Origin of the sequence: Novosphingobium sp. (assembly GCF_965229225.1) — a bacterium.
In the GTDB taxonomy this organism is placed as follows: Bacteria; Pseudomonadota; Alphaproteobacteria; order Sphingomonadales; family Sphingomonadaceae; genus Novosphingobium.
The window spans coordinates 1,328,842-1,350,523 of the sequence record NZ_OZ245867.1 but is presented as its reverse complement, the minus strand read 5'-3'; the positions used below and the strand labels follow the sequence as shown (position 1 = coordinate 1,350,523).

Annotated in this window: 14 protein-coding genes; 7 read left to right on the top strand and 7 right to left on the bottom strand. The window is 65.1% G+C overall.

The window, feature by feature from the left end; genetic code table 11:
* Positions 1–67: 67 nt before the first annotated feature.
* Both ACO06X_RS05980 and ACO06X_RS05975 read right to left on the bottom strand, forming a co-directional pair.
* Positions 68–2,476, bottom strand: a complete 2,409-nt coding sequence (locus tag ACO06X_RS05980; RefSeq protein WP_421839042.1) for a penicillin acylase family protein — start codon at positions 2,474–2,476, stop codon at positions 68–70.
* Complete coding sequence (locus ACO06X_RS05975; protein ID WP_421839041.1) at positions 2,473–3,801, bottom strand: FAD-dependent oxidoreductase; 1,329 nt, start codon at positions 3,799–3,801, stop codon at positions 2,473–2,475. The genes ACO06X_RS05980 and ACO06X_RS05975 overlap by 4 nt, the downstream gene beginning before the upstream one ends.
* Before the next feature lie 118 nt (positions 3,802–3,919).
* On the opposite strand from ACO06X_RS05975, the gene ACO06X_RS05970 reads away from it, so the two are divergent.
* The gene (locus ACO06X_RS05970; RefSeq protein ID WP_421839040.1) at positions 3,920–5,203 is read left to right on the top strand and encodes an NADH:flavin oxidoreductase/NADH oxidase family protein; all 1,284 of its coding nucleotides are present in this window, start codon (positions 3,920–3,922) and stop codon (positions 5,201–5,203) included.
* Between the two features lie 7 nt (positions 5,204–5,210).
* Here ACO06X_RS05970 and ACO06X_RS05965 read toward each other — a convergent pair whose 3' ends face one another.
* Both ACO06X_RS05965 and ACO06X_RS05960 read right to left on the bottom strand, forming a co-directional pair.
* Positions 5,211–6,935 carry an amidohydrolase gene (locus tag ACO06X_RS05965; protein WP_421839039.1) on the bottom strand — a complete coding sequence of 575 codons (1,725 nt, stop codon included), beginning with the start codon at positions 6,933–6,935 and terminating at the stop codon, positions 5,211–5,213.
* Positions 6,936–6,979: 44 nt separating this feature from the next.
* Positions 6,980–7,534 (bottom strand): cytochrome b, encoded by a 555-nt coding sequence (locus ACO06X_RS05960; RefSeq protein ID WP_421839038.1) that lies wholly within the window; start codon positions 7,532–7,534, stop codon positions 6,980–6,982.
* A gap of 98 nt (positions 7,535–7,632) precedes the next feature.
* Between ACO06X_RS05960 and ACO06X_RS05955 the strand changes: the two genes are divergently transcribed.
* Positions 7,633–9,069 (top strand): glycosyltransferase family 2 protein, encoded by a 1,437-nt coding sequence (locus ACO06X_RS05955; protein WP_421839037.1) that lies wholly within the window; start codon positions 7,633–7,635, stop codon positions 9,067–9,069.
* A gap of 139 nt (positions 9,070–9,208) precedes the next feature.
* On the opposite strand, the gene ACO06X_RS05950 is transcribed toward ACO06X_RS05955, so the two are convergent.
* Entirely contained in the window at positions 9,209–12,097 is a 2,889-nt protein-coding gene (locus ACO06X_RS05950) for a DNA methyltransferase (protein WP_421839036.1), read from the bottom strand.
* A 290-nt stretch (positions 12,098–12,387) separates the two neighbouring features.
* Here ACO06X_RS05950 and ACO06X_RS05945 point away from each other — a divergent pair, with 290 nt between their 5' ends.
* From ACO06X_RS05945 to ggt, 3 genes are read left to right on the top strand one after another with little or no spacing between them, the layout of a single operon-like run.
* Positions 12,388–14,127 (top strand): amidohydrolase, encoded by a 1,740-nt coding sequence (locus ACO06X_RS05945; RefSeq protein WP_421839035.1) that lies wholly within the window; start codon positions 12,388–12,390, stop codon positions 14,125–14,127.
* A 10-nt stretch (positions 14,128–14,137) separates the two neighbouring features.
* Entirely contained in the window at positions 14,138–14,563 is a 426-nt protein-coding gene (locus ACO06X_RS05940) for a PaaI family thioesterase (protein ID WP_421839034.1), read from the top strand.
* Positions 14,563–16,269 (top strand): gamma-glutamyltransferase, encoded by a 1,707-nt coding sequence (gene ggt, locus ACO06X_RS05935; protein ID WP_421839033.1) that lies wholly within the window; start codon positions 14,563–14,565, stop codon positions 16,267–16,269. Before ACO06X_RS05940 ends, ggt begins: the two co-directional genes overlap by 1 nt.
* Before the next feature lie 144 nt (positions 16,270–16,413).
* Here ggt and ACO06X_RS05930 read toward each other — a convergent pair whose 3' ends face one another.
* A complete protein-coding gene (locus tag ACO06X_RS05930; RefSeq protein ID WP_421839032.1) occupies positions 16,414–17,709 on the bottom strand; it encodes an O-acetylhomoserine aminocarboxypropyltransferase/cysteine synthase family protein in 1,296 nt (431 codons plus the stop codon).
* A gap of 38 nt (positions 17,710–17,747) precedes the next feature.
* Entirely contained in the window at positions 17,748–19,313 is a 1,566-nt protein-coding gene (locus tag ACO06X_RS05925; protein WP_421839031.1) for a GtrA family protein, read from the bottom strand.
* Between the two features lie 263 nt (positions 19,314–19,576).
* Between ACO06X_RS05925 and ACO06X_RS05920 the strand changes: the two genes are divergently transcribed.
* Both ACO06X_RS05920 and ACO06X_RS05915 read left to right on the top strand, forming a co-directional pair.
* Positions 19,577–20,089 carry a c-type cytochrome gene (locus tag ACO06X_RS05920; protein WP_421839030.1) on the top strand — a complete coding sequence of 171 codons (513 nt, stop codon included), beginning with the start codon at positions 19,577–19,579 and terminating at the stop codon, positions 20,087–20,089.
* 166 nt (positions 20,090–20,255) lie between these two features.
* Positions 20,256–21,386 (top strand): glycoside hydrolase family 88/105 protein, encoded by a 1,131-nt coding sequence (locus ACO06X_RS05915; RefSeq protein WP_421839029.1) that lies wholly within the window; start codon positions 20,256–20,258, stop codon positions 21,384–21,386.
* Positions 21,387–21,682 lie beyond the last annotated feature (296 nt).

Sequence of the window (21,682 nt, the reverse complement as noted above, 5' to 3'; positions counted from 1 at the left end):
AACAGTCGCGCCAACACTCTTCGACAAGCTCAGGGTGAGCGGGTTGTGGTGGAGGGTTCCGGCAGGACTATTGGGGCGCGTAAGCCAGCGTTACCGAGCTTTCCCGCCCCGCCGCAATCGCTTCGGGTGCCAGATCGATCCGTTTGAACCGGTTCTGCGCATGCATCTGCACCTGATCGGTCAGATGCACCGTGCCGCGCTTGTCGGGATCGATGAACTGGTTCTGCCCGCCCACTTCGGTGATCGTGTAGATCGCGGGCGCGCCGGGGGTCAGCTCCATCATCCCCACCCAACCTTCGCCGCCGTTCAGGGGGATCATCTTCGGCCCCAGACCAAGCTCGCCCCACAGCGCCTTGCCGCGTTCGTCATCATCGGGCAGCGGCGGGCGGGCCGGGTCCTCGGCATCGTCGGTGAAGTACTTCCAGAAGATCGGCCGCTTCCACGCGGCCATCGCGGTAGAGCCGAACTGCGGCCGCACTGCCGCAATCGTGCGCCTGATCGTCTCGGCCACCACAGCCTCGCGCGGCCGCCCCGCAAGATAGTCGAACTCCACCGGCAGCCCTGCCGCCGGTCCCTGCAGAACGCGGTACAGCAGCGCGGTGCGGTATTTCTGATAGCGCTTGGCGTCGATGTCTTTCCACCACGTGCCCATCACCGGGCCGAACAGCACCTCGGGCGCGATCGCGAGCCAGGCGCGGAACAGCGTCAGCCCCGCATTGTCATAGCGTTCGTCACCATCGCGGTCTTCATAGCGCCCGTTCCACGCGGTCATCAGGTTGACCGCTTCCCGCACCTCGGGATCATCCGCGCTCGCCGCTGCCGCGCGCAAGAATGGCGCAAACATGGCAGGGGGCGCATTGGCCCGGTCGCGTGCGCCAAATGCGTTCCAGATCTGGCGGTTGTATCCCACCATATCGAGGAGCGTCGCGCCCTTTGATCCCGCCGCCAGCTTGGCTCCCAGCCAGGTGCGGAACGTCGCCCCCATCCGCGCGTCATCGCCCTCGCGGCTCCACGTCGTCGCCTTGCTGTTCCACGCGTGGATCCAGCCCTGTTTCGGGTTCACCATGTGCGGCCGCTCGGCGGGCGAGAGGAATCCCTCCCACTCGTACTCGCCGGTGCCGGGGGTGGGCAGGCGCGGATCGGTGCCGGGCGCGCGCCGGGGCATCATCCCCGTCTCCCAGAACCCGATTTCGCCGCCTTCATTCCCATAGCAAATGCCGAAATTGGTCGAGACCCGGCCCATCGCCGCGCCAAACTCGGCCAGGGACCGTGCCCGCTGCATATCAACGAACGCGGCCCAGTTCTCCAGCTCATGCCCGCGCATCGCAAAGCGCTGGGCATAGGCAACGCCGCCGGCCCGGTCCTCGCTCACCACCGGCCCGTGCACAGTCCAGCGCAGCTCGCGCACAACCGGCGCTGCGCCTTTGACGGCAATGGTCTGTGCCTGCCGCACCATCTGCCGCCACGCACCCTTGAACCAGTAGCGGTCCGGATTTTTCGGATCGAGCTTCTCGGCGAACGTGTCGGTCGTGTCGCCATGGCCCGATGTCACCAGCCAGCCATGATGCGGCCCGCGCCCCATGATCGGCACGCCAAAGGCCGGGATCGTGAACCCCGCGCTATCAAAACCGCCGCCGTGCAGATGGATTTCCGGCCCGTCCGCCGTCGCTTCCATCATGATCACCTTGCCGCTCGCGGTGCGCTGCGGTCCTAGCACGAGGCAGCGGCTGTGATCCTTGCCCGGTGCCGGGATCGGTTCGGCAGGCTTGGCACGCGGTGCCAGCGTCAGGAACGTCGCCTGCGGCAGGGGCTGGGCAGGGGCCAGATCCTCGCCCGGCGGGATCACCGTCGGCGTCTCGGGATCGCGCACCGGCACCAGATCGTTGAACAGCTGCCGCCCCTTGGCCTCGCCATGCCTGGCGATCATTGCTTGCAGATAGGCGAGGTTGGTCACTTCCGATCCGCCGCGCCCGCGCGGAAAGCTTGCGATCATGGCCAGAAAATCGGTCAGCACCCAGCGTTCGGGCTTCACGCCCCACTGCGTGAATTCATACGGCGTACGTTTCGCCGGGTCGGCCTCGATCTCGGCTATCGCGCGGTTCACCCCCGCCACATAGGCCGCGATCATCCGCTGATACTCGCCCCCCAGCGCACCATACATGCGCAGAAGCTCGGCCCTGTCCGGCAACCGCTGGCGCGAGACCACGTCGGACGCCACCGCCGAAGGCCCCAGCACTTCGGCCAGCCGACCCAGCGCCCGCCGCCGCGATTGCTCCATATCGGCCAGCCGGTCCTGCGCCTCGGCATAGCCCGCGCCAAAGAGCACGCTTTCCGAAGTCTCGCCAAACACATGCGGCACACCAAACCCGTCGCGGTCGATCCGCACGGACAGGGCAGAGGAGGGCGCCTCTTGCGCCGGCACTCCCGTCGGCAGCCCCGCCAGCGCGAGCGCCAGCGTCCAGCGCCGCTGCGTCATGCCACGTCCTCCAGCGCGCGCGCATGCCGCACCAGCGCATCCCCGCCGATCCCGCGCATCCCCTGCGCGGCGAGCGAGGCAACCACCCGCGCCGGATCAAGCGCCTGCACCGCGATGCCCTCCGCCAGCGCCAGCGCCGCCGCCGTCCCCGCTGCCTGCCCCATCGCCATGCACTGCGGCATCCCCCGCACCGAGGCGAAGGCCGCCGGATCGGCGCAGACCAGCCGTCCGGCGAACAGCAGGTTCGCGGGCGCTTCTGGCACCATCGCGCGAAAGGGGATCGTGTAGTAATCCCCCCCAGCCACGATGGCATCGTGGGTCATATCTGCATCCCCGCGCATCACGTCGTCGATCGGATTGTCGCAAGCCACGATGCCGTCTGCGGGCTTGGCCCCTGCGCGCAGATCGCGCGCCAGTATGCGGTGAACCGCCTCCAGCTTGCGCGTCTCGCGCACGCCCACCGTCGGCCCCAGTTCGCTCATCCGCGCAGCCTCGAAGCCCGGCACATGGCCCACCAGGAACTGTGCCAGCTGATGGCACCTGCGCCGCCCCTCCTGCGTCGCGCGCGCCACGCCTTGCGGGTCGGTCCCGTCCACCCCCCGGATATGCACCGAATTGCAGAACACCGTGTCGCGGTGAAAACCCTTCATCAAATAGAGCTTGGCAAGATCGGGATGCAGCAGCCCCGCCGCGATCCCGGCTGCGGCCTCTTCCTCGAAATAGGGATCGCCTTTTGCAAACACGCGCGCCCAGTCCGCGCCCACCATCGAGAAGGAGAGCGTCACCCCCATCATGTTGCCGCGCCCATCGCCCACCATGAAAGGCACGCCCGCGCGCGCCGAGGCATCGCCGTCGCCCGAACAGTCGATCACCATCCCGGCCTCGATCACCATCGGCCCAGTGCGGTCGGTGCATTCCACGCGGGCAATCCGCCCCTGTTCCAGCACCGGCGCGCCCGCAAAGGTGCCCAGATGCACCTCGACGCCGGCATCCTCCAGCATCTGGAACATCGCAAAAACAGCCGCTTCGTGGTCGTAGATCACTTCGGCTCCGAAGTTTTCCAGCGTGGAAGGCCGCACTTCGGCCATTGGCGGGTTCATCGCCAGCAACTGGTCGGTCAGCTCGCCAAACACGCCGCCGATGCTCCGCCCGGTCGGATAGCCGCCGCCCCAGGGCATGCCCGGGCAGAACGCCATCACGCCGCCGATCTTGCTCGTCCCCTCGATCAGCCGCACGGTTGCGCCCTGCCGCGCCGCGCCCAGCGCCGCACCGAAACCCGCCGTGCCCCCGCCGATCACCAGCACATCGGCCCGCAACTGCCGCACCATCATTCCCCCGAAACCTGTTCATGCACAGCAAACGCGATTTGTCGGTCTGGCGCAACCGCGCTTAAAGTGTGCGCGCAAGGTCTCCGCAAGCGAGGCCTATCCGGAGAGCCCAGACATGCCGTCCATCGCCGATCCCCTCGTCCTCCCCTGCGGCGCGGTTCTGCCCAATCGCCTCGCCAAGGCCGCGATGACCGAGGGGTTGGCCGATCCGCAAGGCCGCGCCACCCCTGAACTCGCGCGGCTCTATGGCCTGTGGGCCGCTGGCGGCTCGGGCCTGCTCATCACCGGCAACGTCCAGATCGACCGCGACCACCTTGAGCGCCCCGGCAACGTGATCATCCACGGCCCGCAGGACCAAGCCGCGCTTGCGGGCCTTCGCGCCATGGCGAGCGCCGGAACGCGCGCGGGCGGCCATATCTGGATGCAGATCAGCCACGCCGGCCGCCAGACGCAAGTCACCGTCAACCCGCACCCCAAGGCACCTTCCGCCGTCGCCGTCGGCCTGCCCGGCAAGCAGTTCGGCCTGCCCGAGGCGCTCACCGAGCCGGAAATCCTCGACCTCATCGAACGCTTCGGCGTGGCGGCGGAAATCGCCAAGGCCACCGGCTACACCGGCGTGCAAATCCACGCCGCGCACGGCTATCTGCTCTCGCAGTTTCTCAGCCCGCGCGCCAATTTGCGGACCGATCAGTGGGGCGGCAGCCTCGAAAACCGCGCGCGGATGCTGATGGCCGTCGTCGCGCGCGTCCGTGCCGGGGTTGGCCCGGAATTCCCCATCGGCGTGAAACTGAATTCCGCCGATTTCCAGAAGGGCGGCTTCGCCTTCGAGGAAAGCGTGATCGTGGCCCGCTGGCTGCAGGACGCGGGCGTCGATCTCCTCGAAATCTCCGGCGGCTCCTACGAACAGCCCGCGATGATGGACATTCAGGGCATGGAAGCCCCCGATGCGCCCCCGCAAAAGGCCTCTACCGCCGCGCGTGAGGCCTACTTCGTCGATTTCGCCAAGACGATGCGCGCCTCGCTCACCATGCCGCTCCTCGTCACTGGTGGCTTCCGCACCCGCCGCGCGATGAACACCGCGCTGGAGCAGGGCGGGGCAGACGTCATCGGCCTCGGCCGCCCGCTCTGCGTCGATACCGCCGGCCCCGCCAAGCTGCTGGCGGGCGCCGACGAGCTCGACCGCTGGGAAAACAGGCTCAAGCTCCTCCCGCCCTGGCTCTCCTTCCTCGGCGGCCTCAAGATGATGCGCGCCGTGGAGGGATTTGCCGTCACCTACTGGTACTACGCCCAGATCGACGCCATCGCCCGCACTGGCCGCGCCAATATCGGCATTTCGCCCTTCAAGGCGCTGCTTACGATCCAGAGCGCCGGGAAGGCGTGGCTCAAGGCGCGCAGATGAGGGAGCCTCACTTCCTCACGAACACGACCTTGCCGCCAAACAGCGTCATCATGCAGGTCATGTCCTTGAGGCTTGCGGTCGGCACCGCATAAGGATTGCGGTCCCACACCGCCACGTCCGCCAGCTTGCCCACCTCGAGCGAGCCGGTCTGCTTCTCGAGGAACAGCTGCCGCGCCGCCCAGATCGTGTGGCTCTTCATCGCGGTGTGGATATCGACCGCTTCCGCCGTGCCAAACGGTGCCTTGCCGAAGCGGTCCCCATCGGGCTCGCGCGCCACGGAGGACCACAGGCCATAGCGCGGCGCATAAGGTGTCACCGGATAGTCCGATCCGTCGCTATAGACGATGCCGCGCTTCACATAGGTCGCGTAGGGCATCATTCTCACGCTGCGTTCCGGCCCCCAGCCAGCCGCCAGCGCATCGCCGAGGAACCACAGGAATTCGGCCTGCGCTTCGGGATAGCCGGAATCGTATATCTTCTGCAGGTCCGCCATCACATCGATGGCATGGTCCGTTGGCAAGTTGGCGTGGATCAGGCTGTGGCGCAGGCCCTGCTTCGGCCACTTCTTCAGCGCATCGGCATAAGCATCGACCACCGTATCGATCGCCCGGTCGCCAATCGCATGCGTGCCGATCGGCATGCCTTCCTTCGTGAACAGGTCCACCATCTGGCGGTAGACATCGGTGCCCATCATCGGAAAGCCGGTGCCCGGATTGGCATGCGAGGCATCCGTTTCGAACGGCTTGTAGACCCACGCCGTGCGCCCCGCGCCCGATCCATCGAGGAATATCTTCACCCCGCACACATCAAGGTTGCGGCCCTTGAGCGCGAGCAATTCCCGCTTGCGCTGGCGATAGTCGTCCACCGCCGCGCGCGCTGCCGTCATGTCGGTCTGCGCGAACGTCAGCGTGCAGACATGGACGTTCAGCGGCGCCTGCTTCGCCGCCGCAGCATAGACATCCCACTGCAGGCGCCCGGTGCGCGGGTCCTTGAAGCCTGTCAGCCCTTCGGACAGCGCGCCCTCGATCACATGGGTCAGCCCCTTGGCCCGCGTCGCCGCATCCACCGGCGGCACCAGCTTGTCGAGCACGTCCTGCGCGCTGTCATAAAGCACGCCGTTGAGCGCCCCGCTCGCGTCCTTGTCAAAGCGCCCGCCCGCCGGATCGGGCGTCTTTGCGTCAACCCCCGCCAGCTTGAGCACCGCGCTGTTGACCAGCGTATAGTGCCCCGTCGTGTTCCCCAGCGCGACCGGATGCCCGCCCGAAACCGCGTCCAGCTCGGCAAGGCTCGGCGGGTGATGTTCGGCAATGCGGCTCTCGTTCCAGCCCGAACCTGTCACCCATGCGCCCGCCGGCAATTCCGCCGCGCGCGCCTTCACCCGCGCGAGGAAATCTGCGACGGAGGAAGCCTCGCCCAGCTGCAGGTTCGCAACCTCGTCGATCCCGCCTTCGAGCGCATGGGCATGGGCATCGATCATCCCCGGCGTCGCAGTCTTGCCCGCCAGATCGATCACCTTGGTGCGCTTGCCGATATAGGCGCGGATGGCCTTGTCGCTGCCCAGCGCGACAATCCGCCCGCCCCGGATCGCCATGGCCTGAACCACGCGGTCCTTGGCATCCACGGTCAGGATCGTCCCGCCGCGCAGCACGGTATCGGCCGGCGCGGTCTTCGCTCCCGCAGTCGACGCCGCCAACACCAGCGCCAGCGCGCCCGAAACCGCAATCTTCCGCATCACAATCCCCCCGTCAGTCGCCCCACTCGGCAATCCGCATCGCCTCAAGGCATCATGCGCTGCAATTCCTTCTCGCCGTCGATCCACTGGTGCTTGAACGCGCCGATCACATGCAGCGCAAACAGCGCCCACAGCGCATAGCCCAGGATCTCGTGCGCTTCGCCAAAGCTGTCGTGCACGCTCTTCTTGGTCACTTCGTCCAGCCCCATCACCATGCTGATGCGCGGCCATTCGAACAGGCCGAACCACTGCATCGGATGCGTCGCTGCGTCCTTCCATGCCGAATCCATGATCCAGCCCGTCAGCGGCATGGCAAAGATGAAGGCATAGAGCGCCCAGTGCGCCGCATGGCTCGCCTTCACTTCCCACGGCTTGTAGCTGGCGGGGAGCGCAGGCGGGGTGTGCGTCAGCCGCCACAGCAGCCGCATCACGGCAAGGCCCAGCACCGTCACCCCGATCGATTTGTGCGCATCGATCAGCGGCCGCACGTTCTCGTCGCCCACCGCTTCCCAGATGTTGGGCAGCATCAGGTTCACGAAAATGCCCAGCGCGATGATCCAGTGAAGAGCAATCGCTATGCCGCTGTATTTCTTGATCATGATAGACTCAGCTCCGATCGGACCATTGCCGATTGTTCACGTACTTGCCCCTCAAACGCAATAGCCGGTTCAGGTTGCCAAGGCTATGGCCCGCCCCCATGCCGTCACTCAACGCCGTTCTGCTCGCCGAGTCCCCGCGCTTCACACCGCGCCCGATCCCGCTTGTCAGCCGCCTGATCGGAATCGCCGCGCCGCTGCTGTTCATCCTGCTCACCGCGCAGGCGTTTTATCGGCAGGGCCTTGGCATGTGGTCTGTCGGCGTGGTCTATATCCTCTACGATACCGCGCTGCTGCTGTTCACGGCCTGGCAGATCCGCAAGCTGGTGGCTGATACCGGTCGTCCGGTTTCCCATACGGCTGGCGCGCCCACCCTCGGCATCATCGTCGCCGCGCATAACGAAGCGGGCGTCATCCACCTCACGATCAATCGCCTCCTCGCGCAGGCCCAGCCGCCCGAGGCGATCCTGATCGCGGACGATGGCTCCACCGACGCAACCCCGGCGGTCATGCTCGAGACTTACGGCCTCGCCGCCCCCTGCATCGGCGGCATGGCCGAGACGGTGATCGGCGCGACCCGCCTGCAATGGCTGCGCCTGCCCCATGGCGGCAAGGCCCGCGCGCTCAATCAGGCGCTGCAGCACGCGCGCACCGATGTCGTGCTCACCGTCGATGCCGATACCCTGCTGGAGCCGGGCGCGATTGCCGCCATGCGCACCGCCTTCCTGCGCGATCCCGCATTGGTGGCCGCCACCGGCGTGCTCCAGCCGATCTGCGGTCCGTCGCTCTCGGGCCGCCTGTTCGAATGGTTCCAGTCCTACGAATACGTGCGCAATTTCCTCTCGCGCCACGCATGGATGCAATTGAACGGCCTGCTGCTGATCTCGGGCGCCTTCGCCGCCTTCCGGCGCGAGGCGGTGCTGGCCGTCGGCGGGTTCGATCCCGATTGCATGGTCGAGGATTACGAGCTGATCCACCGCCTCCACCGCCATTCCAACGATCACGGCCTTGGCTGGCAGGTCAGCGTCGTCGGCGGCGCGCTCGCCCGCACCGACGCGCCCGCCACCATCCGCGGCTTCCTCAAGCAGCGCCAGCGCTGGTTCGGCGGCTTCCTCCAGACGCAGTACTGGAACCGGGATATGGTGGGCAACCGCCGCTACGGCCTCGTCGGCACGCGCATGCTGCCGGTGAAAGCGCTCGATACGCTGCAGCCGATCTACGGCCTTGCCGCCTTCGCGATCCTCATCTTCCTCGTCGCCACGGGCCGCTTCACTCTCGCCTTCCCGATCCTCCTCGTGATGGTGGCCAAGATCGTGATCGATCTCACCTTCCACCTCTGGTCGCTCGGCATCTACAAGCGCTGGACCGGCCGGCGCGAGGGCCTGCGCTTCGGCCCCGCACTCGTCGCCGCGCTGCTGGAGCCCTTCAGCTTCCAGCTCCTGCGCCACGCCGGCGCCGCGCTCGGCTGGTACGCCTTCCTCACCGGCAGCCAAACCTGGACCCGCGCCACCCGCAGCGCGCTGGAGCATCAGGCGTAAGGCGGCAGAACGAAGAAGCTTCCGGGCGGGCGTTAAGATGCCTCCGGCGGGCAAGGGCCATCGCCCTTGCATCCCTTCATCTTGCCTGATGGCACACCGCAATCGCCGCGCAAGCCTTCGGTGAAAAGCCCTCTCCCCTTCAGGGGAGAGGGTTGGGAGAGGGGGAAGCAGCCCTGCGCGCCACCCGGGCATTCTTCGCCGCACCCAGCCGCTCCAGCGGATTGACCAGCGCCTCATAGCGGCCAAACAGATGCTCCACCCGGTCCCGGTCCGAAGCAAACGGCGCGGATCGATAGAGCCGGTCCACCGCCAGATCGAGCGCGGCATGCGCGCGGCGCAAATCGGCGGGCATCGTGTCCGGATCATAGAGGTCGGCAAGGCTGGACGTGGGATGCGCAGCCCGCGCATCCAGCACCGCCTGCGCCAGCGCCTCCACTTTCGTCCGCTGCGCGGGGGTGGCATCGGGCCATGGGAAGGTGTTGTAGACAAGGCCGATAGAGTAGCGGAACCGGCTCTCAAGCCGCCCGCCGATATGGGCGAGCCAAGCCATATTCATTCGGCTGGTCAGGATTGCGAAGTCAAATCGGTCGGCATTCAGCAAGGTTTGGACGAGGTTTGAAGGTATCGTCGGCGGCTGAAGCCATCCAATCGGGACATATTCGCGCCGTTCAGAACTTACTTCCGGGAACACCAGAAAGTCGGCATCCGGTATTGTGGTAACCTCAAACTCCGTTGGATAGTCAGCCAGCTTGCGAGTGGCCTGCTTGCTGCTAGACAACCGGAACTCCCGAACTGCCTTCACGCGCTCAAGCACACTCGGGATGTCCCGATAGTCACCCGGTGAGACTCCTTTTAGAGATAGAATCCAACGGCTTGTGCTGTTGATATACTCATACGACCCAACCAAAGGAACCATGAACCGAGCAGCCCTTGGTTCGCCAGCGAGAAAGGCAGTTTTGCCGACATTGTCGAAAATCAAATGCCCGCCATCGACAATCTTGCTTCCCATGCGCATCTGCTTCTCTGCGCTGATAGGCGTCGTTCGGTCCCGCACCACCAAATGCCGGTTCGCCACGCCCTTGGCGTCGAAAAGATAGGCCGTAAGCGCCGCATGGCGGCTCTCCACCGGATCGCCCTTGATATCGGGATAGCTGAACAGGCGCTTTTCCGCCGGCTCATGGTCGCGGTGCGCCAGCCCCACGATCACCACATGCACATGCGCCTTGCCGCGCGCTTCGCTGCCCCAGCTGAACGTGCGGTGCGCAAAGGCAATTTCCAGCCCGAACCGATCGAACAGGATCGGCCACAATTGCGCCACCTGTTCGCCCTGGCAGATCGAATTGGTCGAAACGAACGCCACCCGGATGCGCCGGTTGCCCGTCCCCTCGCCTGCCTGCACTGCCTGCCCCCCTCCCCGGTGGGGAGGGGTTGGGGGAGGGGGCTGCGCGCCCGCCTCATTCAGATATTGCCCCGCCTTGATGAACCACGCCGCCACATAGTCCAGCGAGCCAGCGCGCCCCGAAGCATGGCCGATAACCTTTGCCATCTGCAGGCGCTGCGCGGGGGACTGGAAGCTCTGCCCCACGAACGGTGGGTTCCCCATGATGTAGCTGCACTTCGCCGCAGGCAGCAGGTCGTTCCACTCCGCCTCCAGCGCATCGCCATGCAGGATATGGGCCGAATCCTTCAGCGGGATGCGCGCATAGTTCAGCCGGAATGCCTCGTTGATTTCGTTGTTGGCGATATGGTCCATCATCCACATCGCCACTTCGGCGATGCGCGCCGGAAATTCCTCGTATTCGATGCCATAGAACTGATCGACCGAAACCCGGCACATCAGCGCTGCGTCGATCTGCTGATCGCCATATTGGGCGCGCAGCGCTTCCAGTTCCAGCCGCCGGATTTCGCGGTAGGCCACCACCAGAAAGTTGCCGCAGCCGCAGGCTGGATCGAAAAACGTCAGCCGGGTCAGCTTGGCCTGAAATTCCATCAAGGCCCGCTCGCGCCCCGTCTTCCGCCCGATGATCGCCGCCAGTTCCGCCTTGAGGTCATCCAGAAACAGCGGCCCGATCACTTTCAGGATATTCGCCTCGGTCGTGTAATGCGCGCCCTTGGCCCGGCGTTCCTTGGCATCCATCACCGATTGGAACAGCGAGCCGAAGATCGCCGGGCTCACGCCCGACCAATCATGCCGTGCCGCATCGATCAGATGCTCGCGCATTCTCGCATCGAACACCGGCGTGCGCAGGTGGCCCCGAAACAGCGCCCCGTTCACATAAGGAAACGCATCCAGTTCGCCCGCCAGCCCCTTTTGCCGCTGGCCTTCGGGCGTATCCAGCACATCGAACAGTTCGCCCAGCACCCGCCCGGTATCGCTGCCATCGGGCCGCGTGTCGTTCTCGATCAGCTGGAGGAAAATGTCCTTCGGCTGGAAAATCCCGGTATCGTCGGCGAACAGGCAAAACAGCAGCCGCACCAGCAGCTGTTCCAGATCATGCCCGCGATAGCCCGCCTCGTGCAGCGCATCGTGGAGCTTGCCCATCAGCTCCGCCGCCTTGATCGTCACGCCCGCCTGCGTGCCGAAGTTCACCTTGCGGCCCAGCATGAAATCGAACGCGGTAATGTGCTTGTGCAGGTCGGCAAGGGGGAAGCGCTGTTCCTTGCCGCTCTCCAGATCGAGCAGCACCCAGTTCTGGAAATCGCAGGTCAGCACCCAGCGCGGTTGCAGTGTAGGGTGGATGCCCTCCACATAGTCGAGAGCCTGCCCTTGTGCTTTGCCAAGATCGAGCCGACTGCTTTTCTGCTCAACCAGCAGCACGCCCGGCCAGAACAGATCGATGAACCCATGGCGGTTGGAGAGGAGCTTTACGCGCTGTTCGTAGATCGCCACCTGCTTGCGCTTGATGCCGAACAGTTCGAAGAACTCGTTATAAAAGGTCTGCGTCTCACCCTTCTCGTAGTGCGCGTTCTTCCACTCCTCGCTGAACGCCTTGGCCCGCCGTTTGATTTCGTCCCAGCCTAAACGCATGCTCGTTCCTCGCTTAAGCCATTGGTCTAACCTGCCAATTGCAGACCGCCAAGGCGGGATAGCGCCACAAACCGCTTTCCTACAACGCGCGCCTTATGGCACGAGCAGGCCCTTGCTCTTTGAATCGCCAAGCCGCTGAAATCATTCGATGCAACCGGATCGGATTTTTCGCTCTGGACTGTGTCAACTGTGTCAACCGTAAGGAATCCCGACACCCGCTTTTCAAGCCCCTTGCCAGCCCCGCGCCAAGCCCGCACCATGTCGCCAGCAATCGGGGCAGGGGGCAGTCCATGGCATCACTGGCAATCACGCGGCGCGGTTTCATCGGCTCCGGCGGTGCGCTCACGCTGGCCGGCATCTCGCCCCGCGCCATGGCCGCGGTGCTCGATCCCGCGCCCATCCGCATCTACAAGGGTGCGCGGATCCACACGCTCGATCCCGCGATCCCTTCCGCCGATGCCATCGCCATCGCGGGCAGCCGCATCGTCGGCGTTGGCACCTGGGCCGATCTCAAATCGCTTGCCACCTCCCGCACCGAAGTGATCGATCTGGGCGGGCAGGCCATCGTCCCCGGCTTCAACGATGCGCATCTCCATGCGGTGGGCGAAAGCCTCCTCGGCGATGTGCTTGTCGGCAATCCCTTCGAGGTCGAGTTTTTCACCATCGACCGCATCGTCACGCTGCTGCGCGACCGCGCGGCGCAAACCCCGCCGGGCCGCCTCGTGCGCGGCGAGTTCTATGATGATACCAAGATCAAGGACGGCCGCCCCCTCGTCATGGCCGATCTTGACCGGGTCTCCACCACGCACCCGGTCATCGTTACCCACCGCGGCGGCCACACCGGCGTGGTCAACGGCTTTGCGCTGAAGAACGCCGGGATCACCCGCGATACGCCCAATCCCTTCGGCGGCACCTATGACCGCGATGCAAACGGCAATCTCACCGGCCGCCTCACCGATGCCGCACTCAATTTCGTGCGCGATGCCGCGAAGGAACCCGACCTCACCCCCGAACAGCTGCGCGCCCGCGCCATTGCCGGGCAGGCCAAGATCAGTTCCGAATTCGTCCGCTACGGCCTCACCAGCGTGTGCCACACCGCGCCGGGGCTTGTCGGCGGGAGCACCGGCCTTGCGGATGATTTCGCCGCGATCCAGCAGATCCGGCGCGAAGGCAAACTGCTCCACCGCGTGACGTACGAAACCTCGGGCGCCATGCTCGATGCCATGATCGCCAATGGCGTACGCACCGGCTTCGGCGATGAATGGATCCGCTTCGGCGCCACGGCCGAGCAGTTCTCCGACGGCTCCTTCTCCGAACGCACGATGTCGCGCGCCACGCCCTATCCGGGCCGCACGCCGGCTTATTACGGCAATATCATGCAGACGCAGGAGGGCCTCGACGCCCTCGTCGAAAAACAGATGCGCGCAGGGATACAGCCCAATTTCCACGCCAACGGCGATGTCGCCATCGGCATGGTGCTCACCGCCTACGAACGCGGCATGAAGCTCCTCTGCCCTGCCGACCGCCGCCCCAAGATCACCCACTGCACGAATGTCTCGCCGCAGCTTGTCAGCCGGATCAAGGCCTTGGGCGCGGTCCCGGCGCTGTTCACCAGCTACGCCTACTACAATGCCGACAAGTTCCATTTCTACGGCGCGGAGATGATGGAACACATGATGGCCTACCGCATGATGGTCGACGCGGGCGTCCCCGTCTGCGCCGGCTCCGATTTCCCGCCGGGGCCGTTCGCGCCGCTGATGGGGCTGCAGGGCATGGTCACGCGCAAGGGCTGGAACGGGGAGATCTGGGGCGCCAGCCAGAAGATCACCGTGATGGAAGGCCTCAAGGTCCTCAGCACCAACGGCGCGCACGCCTCGTTTGAGGAAGACCTCAAGGGCACCCTCAGCCCCGGCAAGCTGGCCGACATGGTAATCCTCGACGGCGATCCTGCCAGCGTGGACCCCGAAAGGATCAAGGATATCCGCGTCCAGCAAACGCTCGTGGGCGGCGACGTGAAGTACAAGGCATAAGGACCCCCAAATGACCTACCGCGTCGAATTCGTCGAACGCACCGGCCTCGAACTGCTGGAAACGGGCCGAGGCCACGCGCGCTACCGCATGCCGCTCGCCGGGAACGAAAACCACGTCGGCGTGATGTACATGGGCGCCTTCACTGTGCTGGCCGAGGCAACCGCCGCGATCCCCGGCATCTCGATCCTCGATACCGCGCGGTTCTACCCGATCATCAAGGACATAGCGGTCGCTTTTCACAAGATGGCTGCCAGCGATGTCTTTGCCGAATTCAGCCTCGATGAACCCGTGCTCGAAGGCCTCCTCGCTGATCTCGAACGCAAGGGCAGCGCGGGCTATCTTGCCGAGTTTCCGATGCTCGATGCAAACGGCGTCACTGTCGCCACCGGCAAAGTCACCGTGAAATTGCTCTCCCACGATTGGAAGAAAGCCTGATGCGCCGCCTGCTTGCCGCCTCTGCACTTGCCGTCCTCGCTGCACCAGCTCTCGCTGCCGATCCTGTGCCGTTCGACGCCGTTCGCGGCGACAGGGCAGGGGGCTGGACCCCGCAAAGCCGCTCCGAAGTCATGGCGATGAACGGCATGGTCGCCACCAGCCAGCCGCTTGCCGCCGAAGCCGGGCTTGAAGTGCTGCACGCCGGCGGCAATGCCTTCGATGCCGCGATTGCCACAGCCGCCGCAATCAACGTGGTGGAGCCCGAAGCGACCGGCATCGGCGGCGACATGTTCGTGATCGCGTGGGTCGCCAAGGAAAAGCGCCTCGTCGCGCTCGACGCCGCAGGCCGTGCGCCCAGCGGTGCCAGCCTTGAACGCTACCGCAAGCTGTTCGGCGCGGCGATGCCGGAGGAAGGCATCCACACCGCGCTTGTCCCCGGTGCGGTCGATGGGTGGTCTGTTCTGCTGGCGCGCTACGGCAAGCTCGGCATGGCGCAAGCGCTCCAGCCCGCGATCCGCATCGCCGAACAAGGCTTCCCGCTCACCGAACGGATCGGCGGCGAATGGCAAGTCAGCGCGAAGCTGCTGGCGAAGGATCCGGACTCGGCCAAGACCTACATGCCCGGCGGCAAGTCGCTCGGTTGGGGAGATATCTTCCGCAATCCCGATCTCGCCAAGGCCTTCCGCCTCATCGCCAGCGGCGGGCGCGATGCCTTCTACAAGGGGCCGATTGCCGAAGCGATTGTCGCAAAATCCCAAAGCCTTGGCGGCGGTTTTGCATTGAAGGACTTCGATACGATCCACGCTCGCTGGGTCGAACCGATCAGCACAACGTATCTGGGCTACACGATCCACGAAATGCCGCCGAGCACGCAGGGTTTCGCCGTGCTCCAGATCATGAACATGTTCGAAATCTGCCCGGCCAAACTCGGGCTCGATCCCGCCAAACTCGGCCCGCGCTCCGCCGATTACTGGCACCTGATGATCGAGGCCAAGAAGCTCGCCTACGACGATCTCAGGCGCTTCAATGGCGATCCGGACTATTCCGCGATCCCCGTCGCCCGCCTCGTTTCGAAGGAATACGCCGCGCAGCAATGCAGCCGGATCGACATGAAGAAGGCCGCCGCCATCGGCCCTGATGCGCCCGCGCTCGGCGGCACCGCCTATATCACGACGGCGGACAAGGACGGCAACGTCGTCTCGCTGATCTACTCGGTCTACGATTTCTTCGGCTCCGGCATCACCGTGCCCGGCTACGGCTTCACGCTGAGCAACCGCGGCAATGCTTTCTCGCTCGATCCCGCCAGCCCCAATGCCTTGGCCCCGGGAAAGCGCCCGTTCTACACGATCATCCCCGGCTTCGTGACCCAGGACGGCAAGCCTTACTATTCCTTCGGCGTGATGCAGGGCGGCCAGCAGGCGCAGGGGCAGGCACAGGTCCTTGCCAACCTGCTCGCCTTCGGGGCCAATGTGCAGAGCGCCAGCGACGCCGCCCGCTTCAACCACAGCCAGCAGTCCAACGTGCTGCGCCTCGAAAGCGGCCTCTATGATCTCGTCGGCACCGATCTCGCCGCGCGCGGCCACAAGGTGATGCGCGACGATGGTTCGGAAATGGGCGGTTATCAGGGCATCATGATCGATCCGAAAACCGGCGCCTACCGCGCCGGTTCGGACCACCGCAAGGACGGGATGGCGGTGGGGTACTAGGGCCTAGCTCCACCACAAAGCCGCGCTTTCGAACCCCAAACCCGCTCATGCTGAGCTTGGCGAAGCATCTGACGCGACCGGTGCGCCAGCACCCTTCGACAGGCTCAGGGTGAGCGGGTTAAGGGATGTTCCGCGAGAAAACAGTTACGCCGCGTCCAGAGCCGCGCCCAGATCGGCGAGGATATCGTCGATATGCTCGATCCCGATCGAAAGCCGCACATAGCCCGGCGTCACGCCGCTCGCGGCCTGCTCTTCCACGGAAAGCTGCGAATGCGTGGTCGAGGCCGGATGGATCGCAAGGCTGCGCGCATCGCCAATGTTCGCCACGTGGTAGAACAGGCCCAACGCATCGATGAAGCGCTTGCCCGCCTCGGCTCCGTCCTTGAGTTCGAAACCGACCAGCCCGCCCTGGCCGCGCGTCAGGTACTTGGCGGCAAGGTCCGCCGCCCGGCCTGTCGCAACCGAAGGATGGATCACCGAAGCCACCTTGGGATGCGCCGCAAGGAACGCTGCCACCTTCACCGCGTTCTCGCAGTGCCGCTCGATGCGCAGCGGCATCGTTTCCAGCCCCTGGATCAGCTGGAACGCGCTCATCGGCGAGAGCGCGTTGCCCAGATCGCGCAGCAGCACCACGCGCGCGCGGATGATGTAGGCAATCGGCCCCAGCGGCTTGATGTCGCGCGCCCACACCGCGCCGTGATAGCTGGCGTCCGGCGTGTTGAGGTGCGGCTGGCGCTCGGGGAAGGCTTCCCAGTCGAAGTTGCCGCCATCGATGATCAACCCGCCGATCGAGGTGCCGTGACCGCCGATGTACTTGGTCGCCGAATAGACCACAATCGCCGCGCCGTGTTCGAATGGCTTGATCAGCAGCGGCGCCGCGGTGTTGTCCATGATCAGCGGAATGCCGTATTCGCGCCCGATCGCCGCCACTTCGGCGATGGGGAATACTTCCAGCTTCGGATTGGGCAGCGATTCGGCATAGTAGGCGCGCGTCTTGTCATCGGTCGCGCGGCGGAAGCCTTCCACGTCCGCCGGATCGACGAACCGCGTCTCGATGCCCAGATCGCGCAGCGTGTTCGCCAGCAGGTTCCAGGTTCCGCCGTAAAGGTTGGTCGAAGCGACGATATTGTCGCCCGCCTTGGCCAGGTTTAGGATCGCCAGCGTCGTCGCCGACTGGCCGGACGAGACCGCCAGCGCCGCCACGCCGCCTTCGATGGCAGCCATGCGCTGCTCCAGCACATCGGTCGTCGGGTTCATCAGCCGGGTGTAGATGTTGCCCAGTTCCTTGAGCGCGAAGAGGTTCGCGGCGTGCTCGGTCGAATGGAACTGGTAAGACGTCGTTTGATGGATCGGCACCGCGACCGAGCCGGTCGTCGGATCGGCGCGCCAGCCGGCATGGAGGGCAAGGGTCTCGGGCTTGGCTTTGCTGAGGTCGGTCATCGGGGCATCCTGCTCTGGAAGGTTATGGTTATAGTCAATCAATTTGGTGGAGTTTTCAAGCGGCGATAGAGCACGCTGTCCGCCGTCTTGCGCAGCGGTTCCCAGCCGGGCAGGCGCGTCGCCGGATCGATCCGGATCACCCACAGGAAGCGCGCCGCGCGCGGGATCGCGGCGACCACTTCGGGCAGCGCGGGCGAATCGCCGCAGGGCTCCATGAACGTGATCGTTGAAGGGTCCCGGTCGAACGGGGCAAGGCGCGGGTTGTGGATGCTGATCAGCTGTCCGCTCGGCAGCTGCCACTGCCCATTGTCGAACAAGTGCCGCCGCGCCAGGCCATAGCCCATGATGTGCCGCCGCCGGTCGGTGTTCCAGCCCTTGCACTCGTCGATATAGAGCGAGACGAGGTTCACCCCGCGCGGTGCCGCCTCGATCGCGGTCAGCGTCTCGGCAAACTGGTTGCCGGCCAGCGCCATGCTCGCGGTGTTGGTGGCCAGCCGCGCCCCGGAGAATACGAGGCCGCCGATCAGCAGCCAGCGCGTCAGCCGCGGATCGACGTGTTCGCCCGGTGCGCTGGCCAGCACCAGCAGCGCAAGGATGACCGGGCCCAGCCGCATGTCGGCAAAGCGCGATCCCATGATCGTATCGGGCATCAGCAGATAGAGCCCCAGCAGCGCGAGCGCCGAGGCCATCAGCCCCCAGTTCACCACAAAGCCGCGCGTGCGCAGGCTGATATAGAGCACCAGCGCAATCACCCCCGCGCAGGCTGCATCCCATCCCAGCCAGCGATCCGCCATCGCCATGATCAGCCAGACGATCTTGCGCGGCGCATCATTGTTGGCCAGCAGTGCGATGGCTTCCTTGGCCGGCCGCTGCGTCAGCACGCCGATGATCGGGCCGAGAAGCAGCGGCGCGGTCATCAGGCCCGTCGCGATTATCGTGGTTGCGAAACCCCTGCCGCCTCCCGGACCACTGCGCCAGTTCGCCACCAGTGCGGTCATCCCCGCCACCAGGCTGAACACCGCCCAGCCGACGAGATGGCATAGCCACAGCAGGGACCCGATCGGCACGAACAGCGCCGTGCGCAGCACCGGCCGCCGCTCCAGCGCGATCCACAGCGCCATGGCGTGGAAGGCCAGCGCGATCGACAGTGCGAAATTGGCGAAACCGTAGAGATAGGGCAGCGAGATCGCGAGCGGCAGCGCGTAGAGCGCAGTCACCCCGATCCGCCCGTGCGCTGCGCGCGAAAGCAGCAGCATACCCGAAACCGTCAGCGGCGGGATCGACCCGACGATGAGGTGCACCGCCGGCTCCAGCCCCATGACCGGCGCGAGCAGCTGCACCAGCAGATCGACGCCGAGGTTTGGCAGCAGCCCCCATTCGAAGCTGTACCAATTGCGGAGCACTTCGGATCGACCGGCATCGAGCTGCACCGCATAGCGCGCGATGTGTCCGCCCAGGTCGATCAGCGGCAGCACCGGCGCTGCAATCGCGGGCAGGGCGGCCAGCGCGCTGAGCAGGAGAATAAGCGCCAGCTCGCCCAAGGGCTTTTCGCGCGCCGCTGCGCTGCGCGTATCAACCAGTACCGAGAACGGCCATACCCTCATCCCATCCGCCTTTACGGTCGCTCCGGCGCTGCTGTCAAAGGGTGCTGGGCACCGCGCAAAACTGCGGCGCGATGGCAGATCAGACGGCCCCGCGCGACATGCCCTTGAGGACAATTGCCCGGGCGCTGATCCGGGTGAAGATTAAAAGTGCGTAAGGAAGCCTGTCCATGGCCGCCAAGTCGTGTTTGTCGGTTGCCGGTCCGGATATTTCGTCATAATCGTTCGGCAGTTTTGAACTGTCCCAGTTTCGTAGAGGAGTGGCCATGAGCAATTTGAGAGGATACCTCGGTCTGATCGCCCTGTCTGCCGCCCTGGCGGCTTGCGGCGGCAAGAAGGAAGAAGCTGCGGCGCCCGCCGAAGCTCCTGCTGCGGCCGCACCGGCTGCTGATGCTGCGGCACCTGCTGCTGCTACCAAGGTTGCCGCCGACGCGACCGACACCCTCGACGGCACCAAGTTCGCCGATATGAAGGGCGATGCAACCGCAGGCGAGAAGGTCTTCACCCAGTGCAAGACCTGCCACGTGATTGATCCGGGCGTGAATCGCATCGGGCCCTCGCTGCACGGCATCATCGGCCGCAAGGCGGGTGAGATCGCCGGCTTCTCTTATTCGAGCGCGAACAAGGAAAGCGGCATCACCTGGACGCCCGAGAAGCTTTACCAGTATCTGGAAAAGCCGGCCCGCGTCGTCCCCGGCACGAAGATGGCCTTCGCCGGCCTCGCCAAGGGCCAGGACCGCGCGGACGTGATCGCCTACCTGACCAGCGCGACGAAGTAAGCCTCGCAGCTCTCAGCGCAAGAAAGAGCGCCGCTCCCGAACGGGGGCGGCGTTTTTTTATGGTCAATCAAGAATGCTGCAGTAGATTCCATCATAACCAATCGTTGCGGCAGAACTCTGTGTGTTACAGATCGCACAGCATGTTTCCCGTTGGCAGGGGGCCTGAATGCGCTCTTTGAGCTGGATTGCAGCGCTTGTGATGATTGTAAGCTCGGCTCACGCGGAACCGCCCTTGCAGCGCGCGGCCGTCCTTGCTCTGGCAGAGAAGGCGGCGGACTGGCAGTTGTCCCATCTGACTGACACGTCCCAGATTCGCAAGGTAGCGCGCGACACGCGCGATATCCGCGGGTGGCAGCAGGCCACGTTCTACGTCGCGCTGACAAAGCTTGCCGATCGCAGCCGCAAGAGACGCTACCGCGACGCTGTGCTCGATCTCGGTCGTTCCACCGGTTGGCGGCTGGGGGATCGCCCGTTCCACGCGGATGACCACCTGGTGGGCTCCCCGTTCATTTGGGCTGCTCGGAATGGCGGCGGTCGTGAAGCTCTGGCCGGAGTTGCCGCCGGTCTCGACTTTGTTGTTCGCCATCCTTCTCCGGCGGGGCTTGCGATGAGCGAAAACCCCGCTGATCCCGATCCCGACGACCGATGGTCCTGGGCGGACGCGTTGTTCATGGCCCCGCCAACCTATTTCGAGCTGACCAGCGCCACCGGCGATCCTCGCTATGCCAACTTTGCTGATCGTGAGTTCAAGGCCACGACTGCATTTCTGTTGGACCCTGCGGAAAGCCTTTATTTTCGTGACAGCAGGTTCCTTGAGCTCCGCGACTCTGCCGGAGAAAAGATACTCTGGGCCCGCGGCAATGGGTGGGTGTTCGCAGGCGTTGCACGGATACTTCAAGCACTTCCTGCCAACGATCCCCGCCGACCATACTACGAAGAGCTTCTGCGGAGCATGGCAGCCCGCCTCAAGCAGCTTCAGCGCCCTGATGGGTTCTGGTCTCCTTCGCTATTGGCGAATGCTGCGGTTTCTCCGCCTGAATCAAGCGGGACGGGATTCATTGTCTACGGCATGGCATATGGTGTCAAAGCGGGCCTGCTTGCGCGAAAGGACTATGAGCCGGTTATCCGGTCCGGCTGGTTGGCACTGCATGGAGCCATGTCGCGCGAGGGCAAGGTCGGTTGGGTGCAGCAAGTTGGCGACCGTCCGGACAATGTCCTTGCAACGGATACCCAGTTCTACGGTTCTGCAGCATTCATCATGGCGGCCTGTGCGGTGTCCGATCTGGATTGGCGCTGAATATGCAAAGGGCGCGAGAGTTGGGACACTCTCGGCACAGATCAAGCTCGCCTCACGCCGCGTGCGAATGCTGCACCAGTTGCACTGCGATCAGATACCGCTCACCGCTATGCGCAGCCGCTCGGTCCCGCGCCGCCTGCCAGGTTGAATCGTCCGTCGGGCTGGGCACCCACACCTTCGCATGATCAGGCAGGCACGTGATCCGAGCCGGGCTATTCGGGGGCAACGCACACCAGCGCGCCGCAAATCCCGTTTCCCCCACCCCGAAGTCGCGGTAGGGTCGACCAATCGGCAAA

Coding starts and splice junctions, on each gene's coding strand:
- ACO06X_RS05980 (WP_421839042.1), bottom strand. CDS start 2,476: ATGACGCAGCGGCGCTGGACGCTGGCGCTCGCGCTGGCGGGGCTGCCG.
- ACO06X_RS05970 (WP_421839040.1), top strand. CDS start 3,920: ATGCCGTCCATCGCCGATCCCCTCGTCCTCCCCTGCGGCGCGGTTCTG.
- ACO06X_RS05965 (WP_421839039.1), bottom strand. CDS start 6,935: ATGCGGAAGATTGCGGTTTCGGGCGCGCTGGCGCTGGTGTTGGCGGCG.
- ACO06X_RS05960 (WP_421839038.1), bottom strand. CDS start 7,534: ATGATCAAGAAATACAGCGGCATAGCGATTGCTCTTCACTGGATCATC.
- ACO06X_RS05955 (WP_421839037.1), top strand. CDS start 7,633: ATGCCGTCACTCAACGCCGTTCTGCTCGCCGAGTCCCCGCGCTTCACA.
- ACO06X_RS05950 (WP_421839036.1), bottom strand. CDS start 12,097: ATGCGTTTAGGCTGGGACGAAATCAAACGGCGGGCCAAGGCGTTCAGC.
- ACO06X_RS05945 (WP_421839035.1), top strand. CDS start 12,388: ATGGCATCACTGGCAATCACGCGGCGCGGTTTCATCGGCTCCGGCGGT.
- ACO06X_RS05940 (WP_421839034.1), top strand. CDS start 14,138: ATGACCTACCGCGTCGAATTCGTCGAACGCACCGGCCTCGAACTGCTG.
- ggt (WP_421839033.1), top strand. CDS start 14,563: ATGCGCCGCCTGCTTGCCGCCTCTGCACTTGCCGTCCTCGCTGCACCA.
- ACO06X_RS05930 (WP_421839032.1), bottom strand. CDS start 17,709: ATGACCGACCTCAGCAAAGCCAAGCCCGAGACCCTTGCCCTCCATGCC.
- ACO06X_RS05925 (WP_421839031.1), bottom strand. CDS start 19,313: ATGAGGGTATGGCCGTTCTCGGTACTGGTTGATACGCGCAGCGCAGCG.
- ACO06X_RS05920 (WP_421839030.1), top strand. CDS start 19,577: ATGAGCAATTTGAGAGGATACCTCGGTCTGATCGCCCTGTCTGCCGCC.
- ACO06X_RS05915 (WP_421839029.1), top strand. CDS start 20,256: ATGCGCTCTTTGAGCTGGATTGCAGCGCTTGTGATGATTGTAAGCTCG.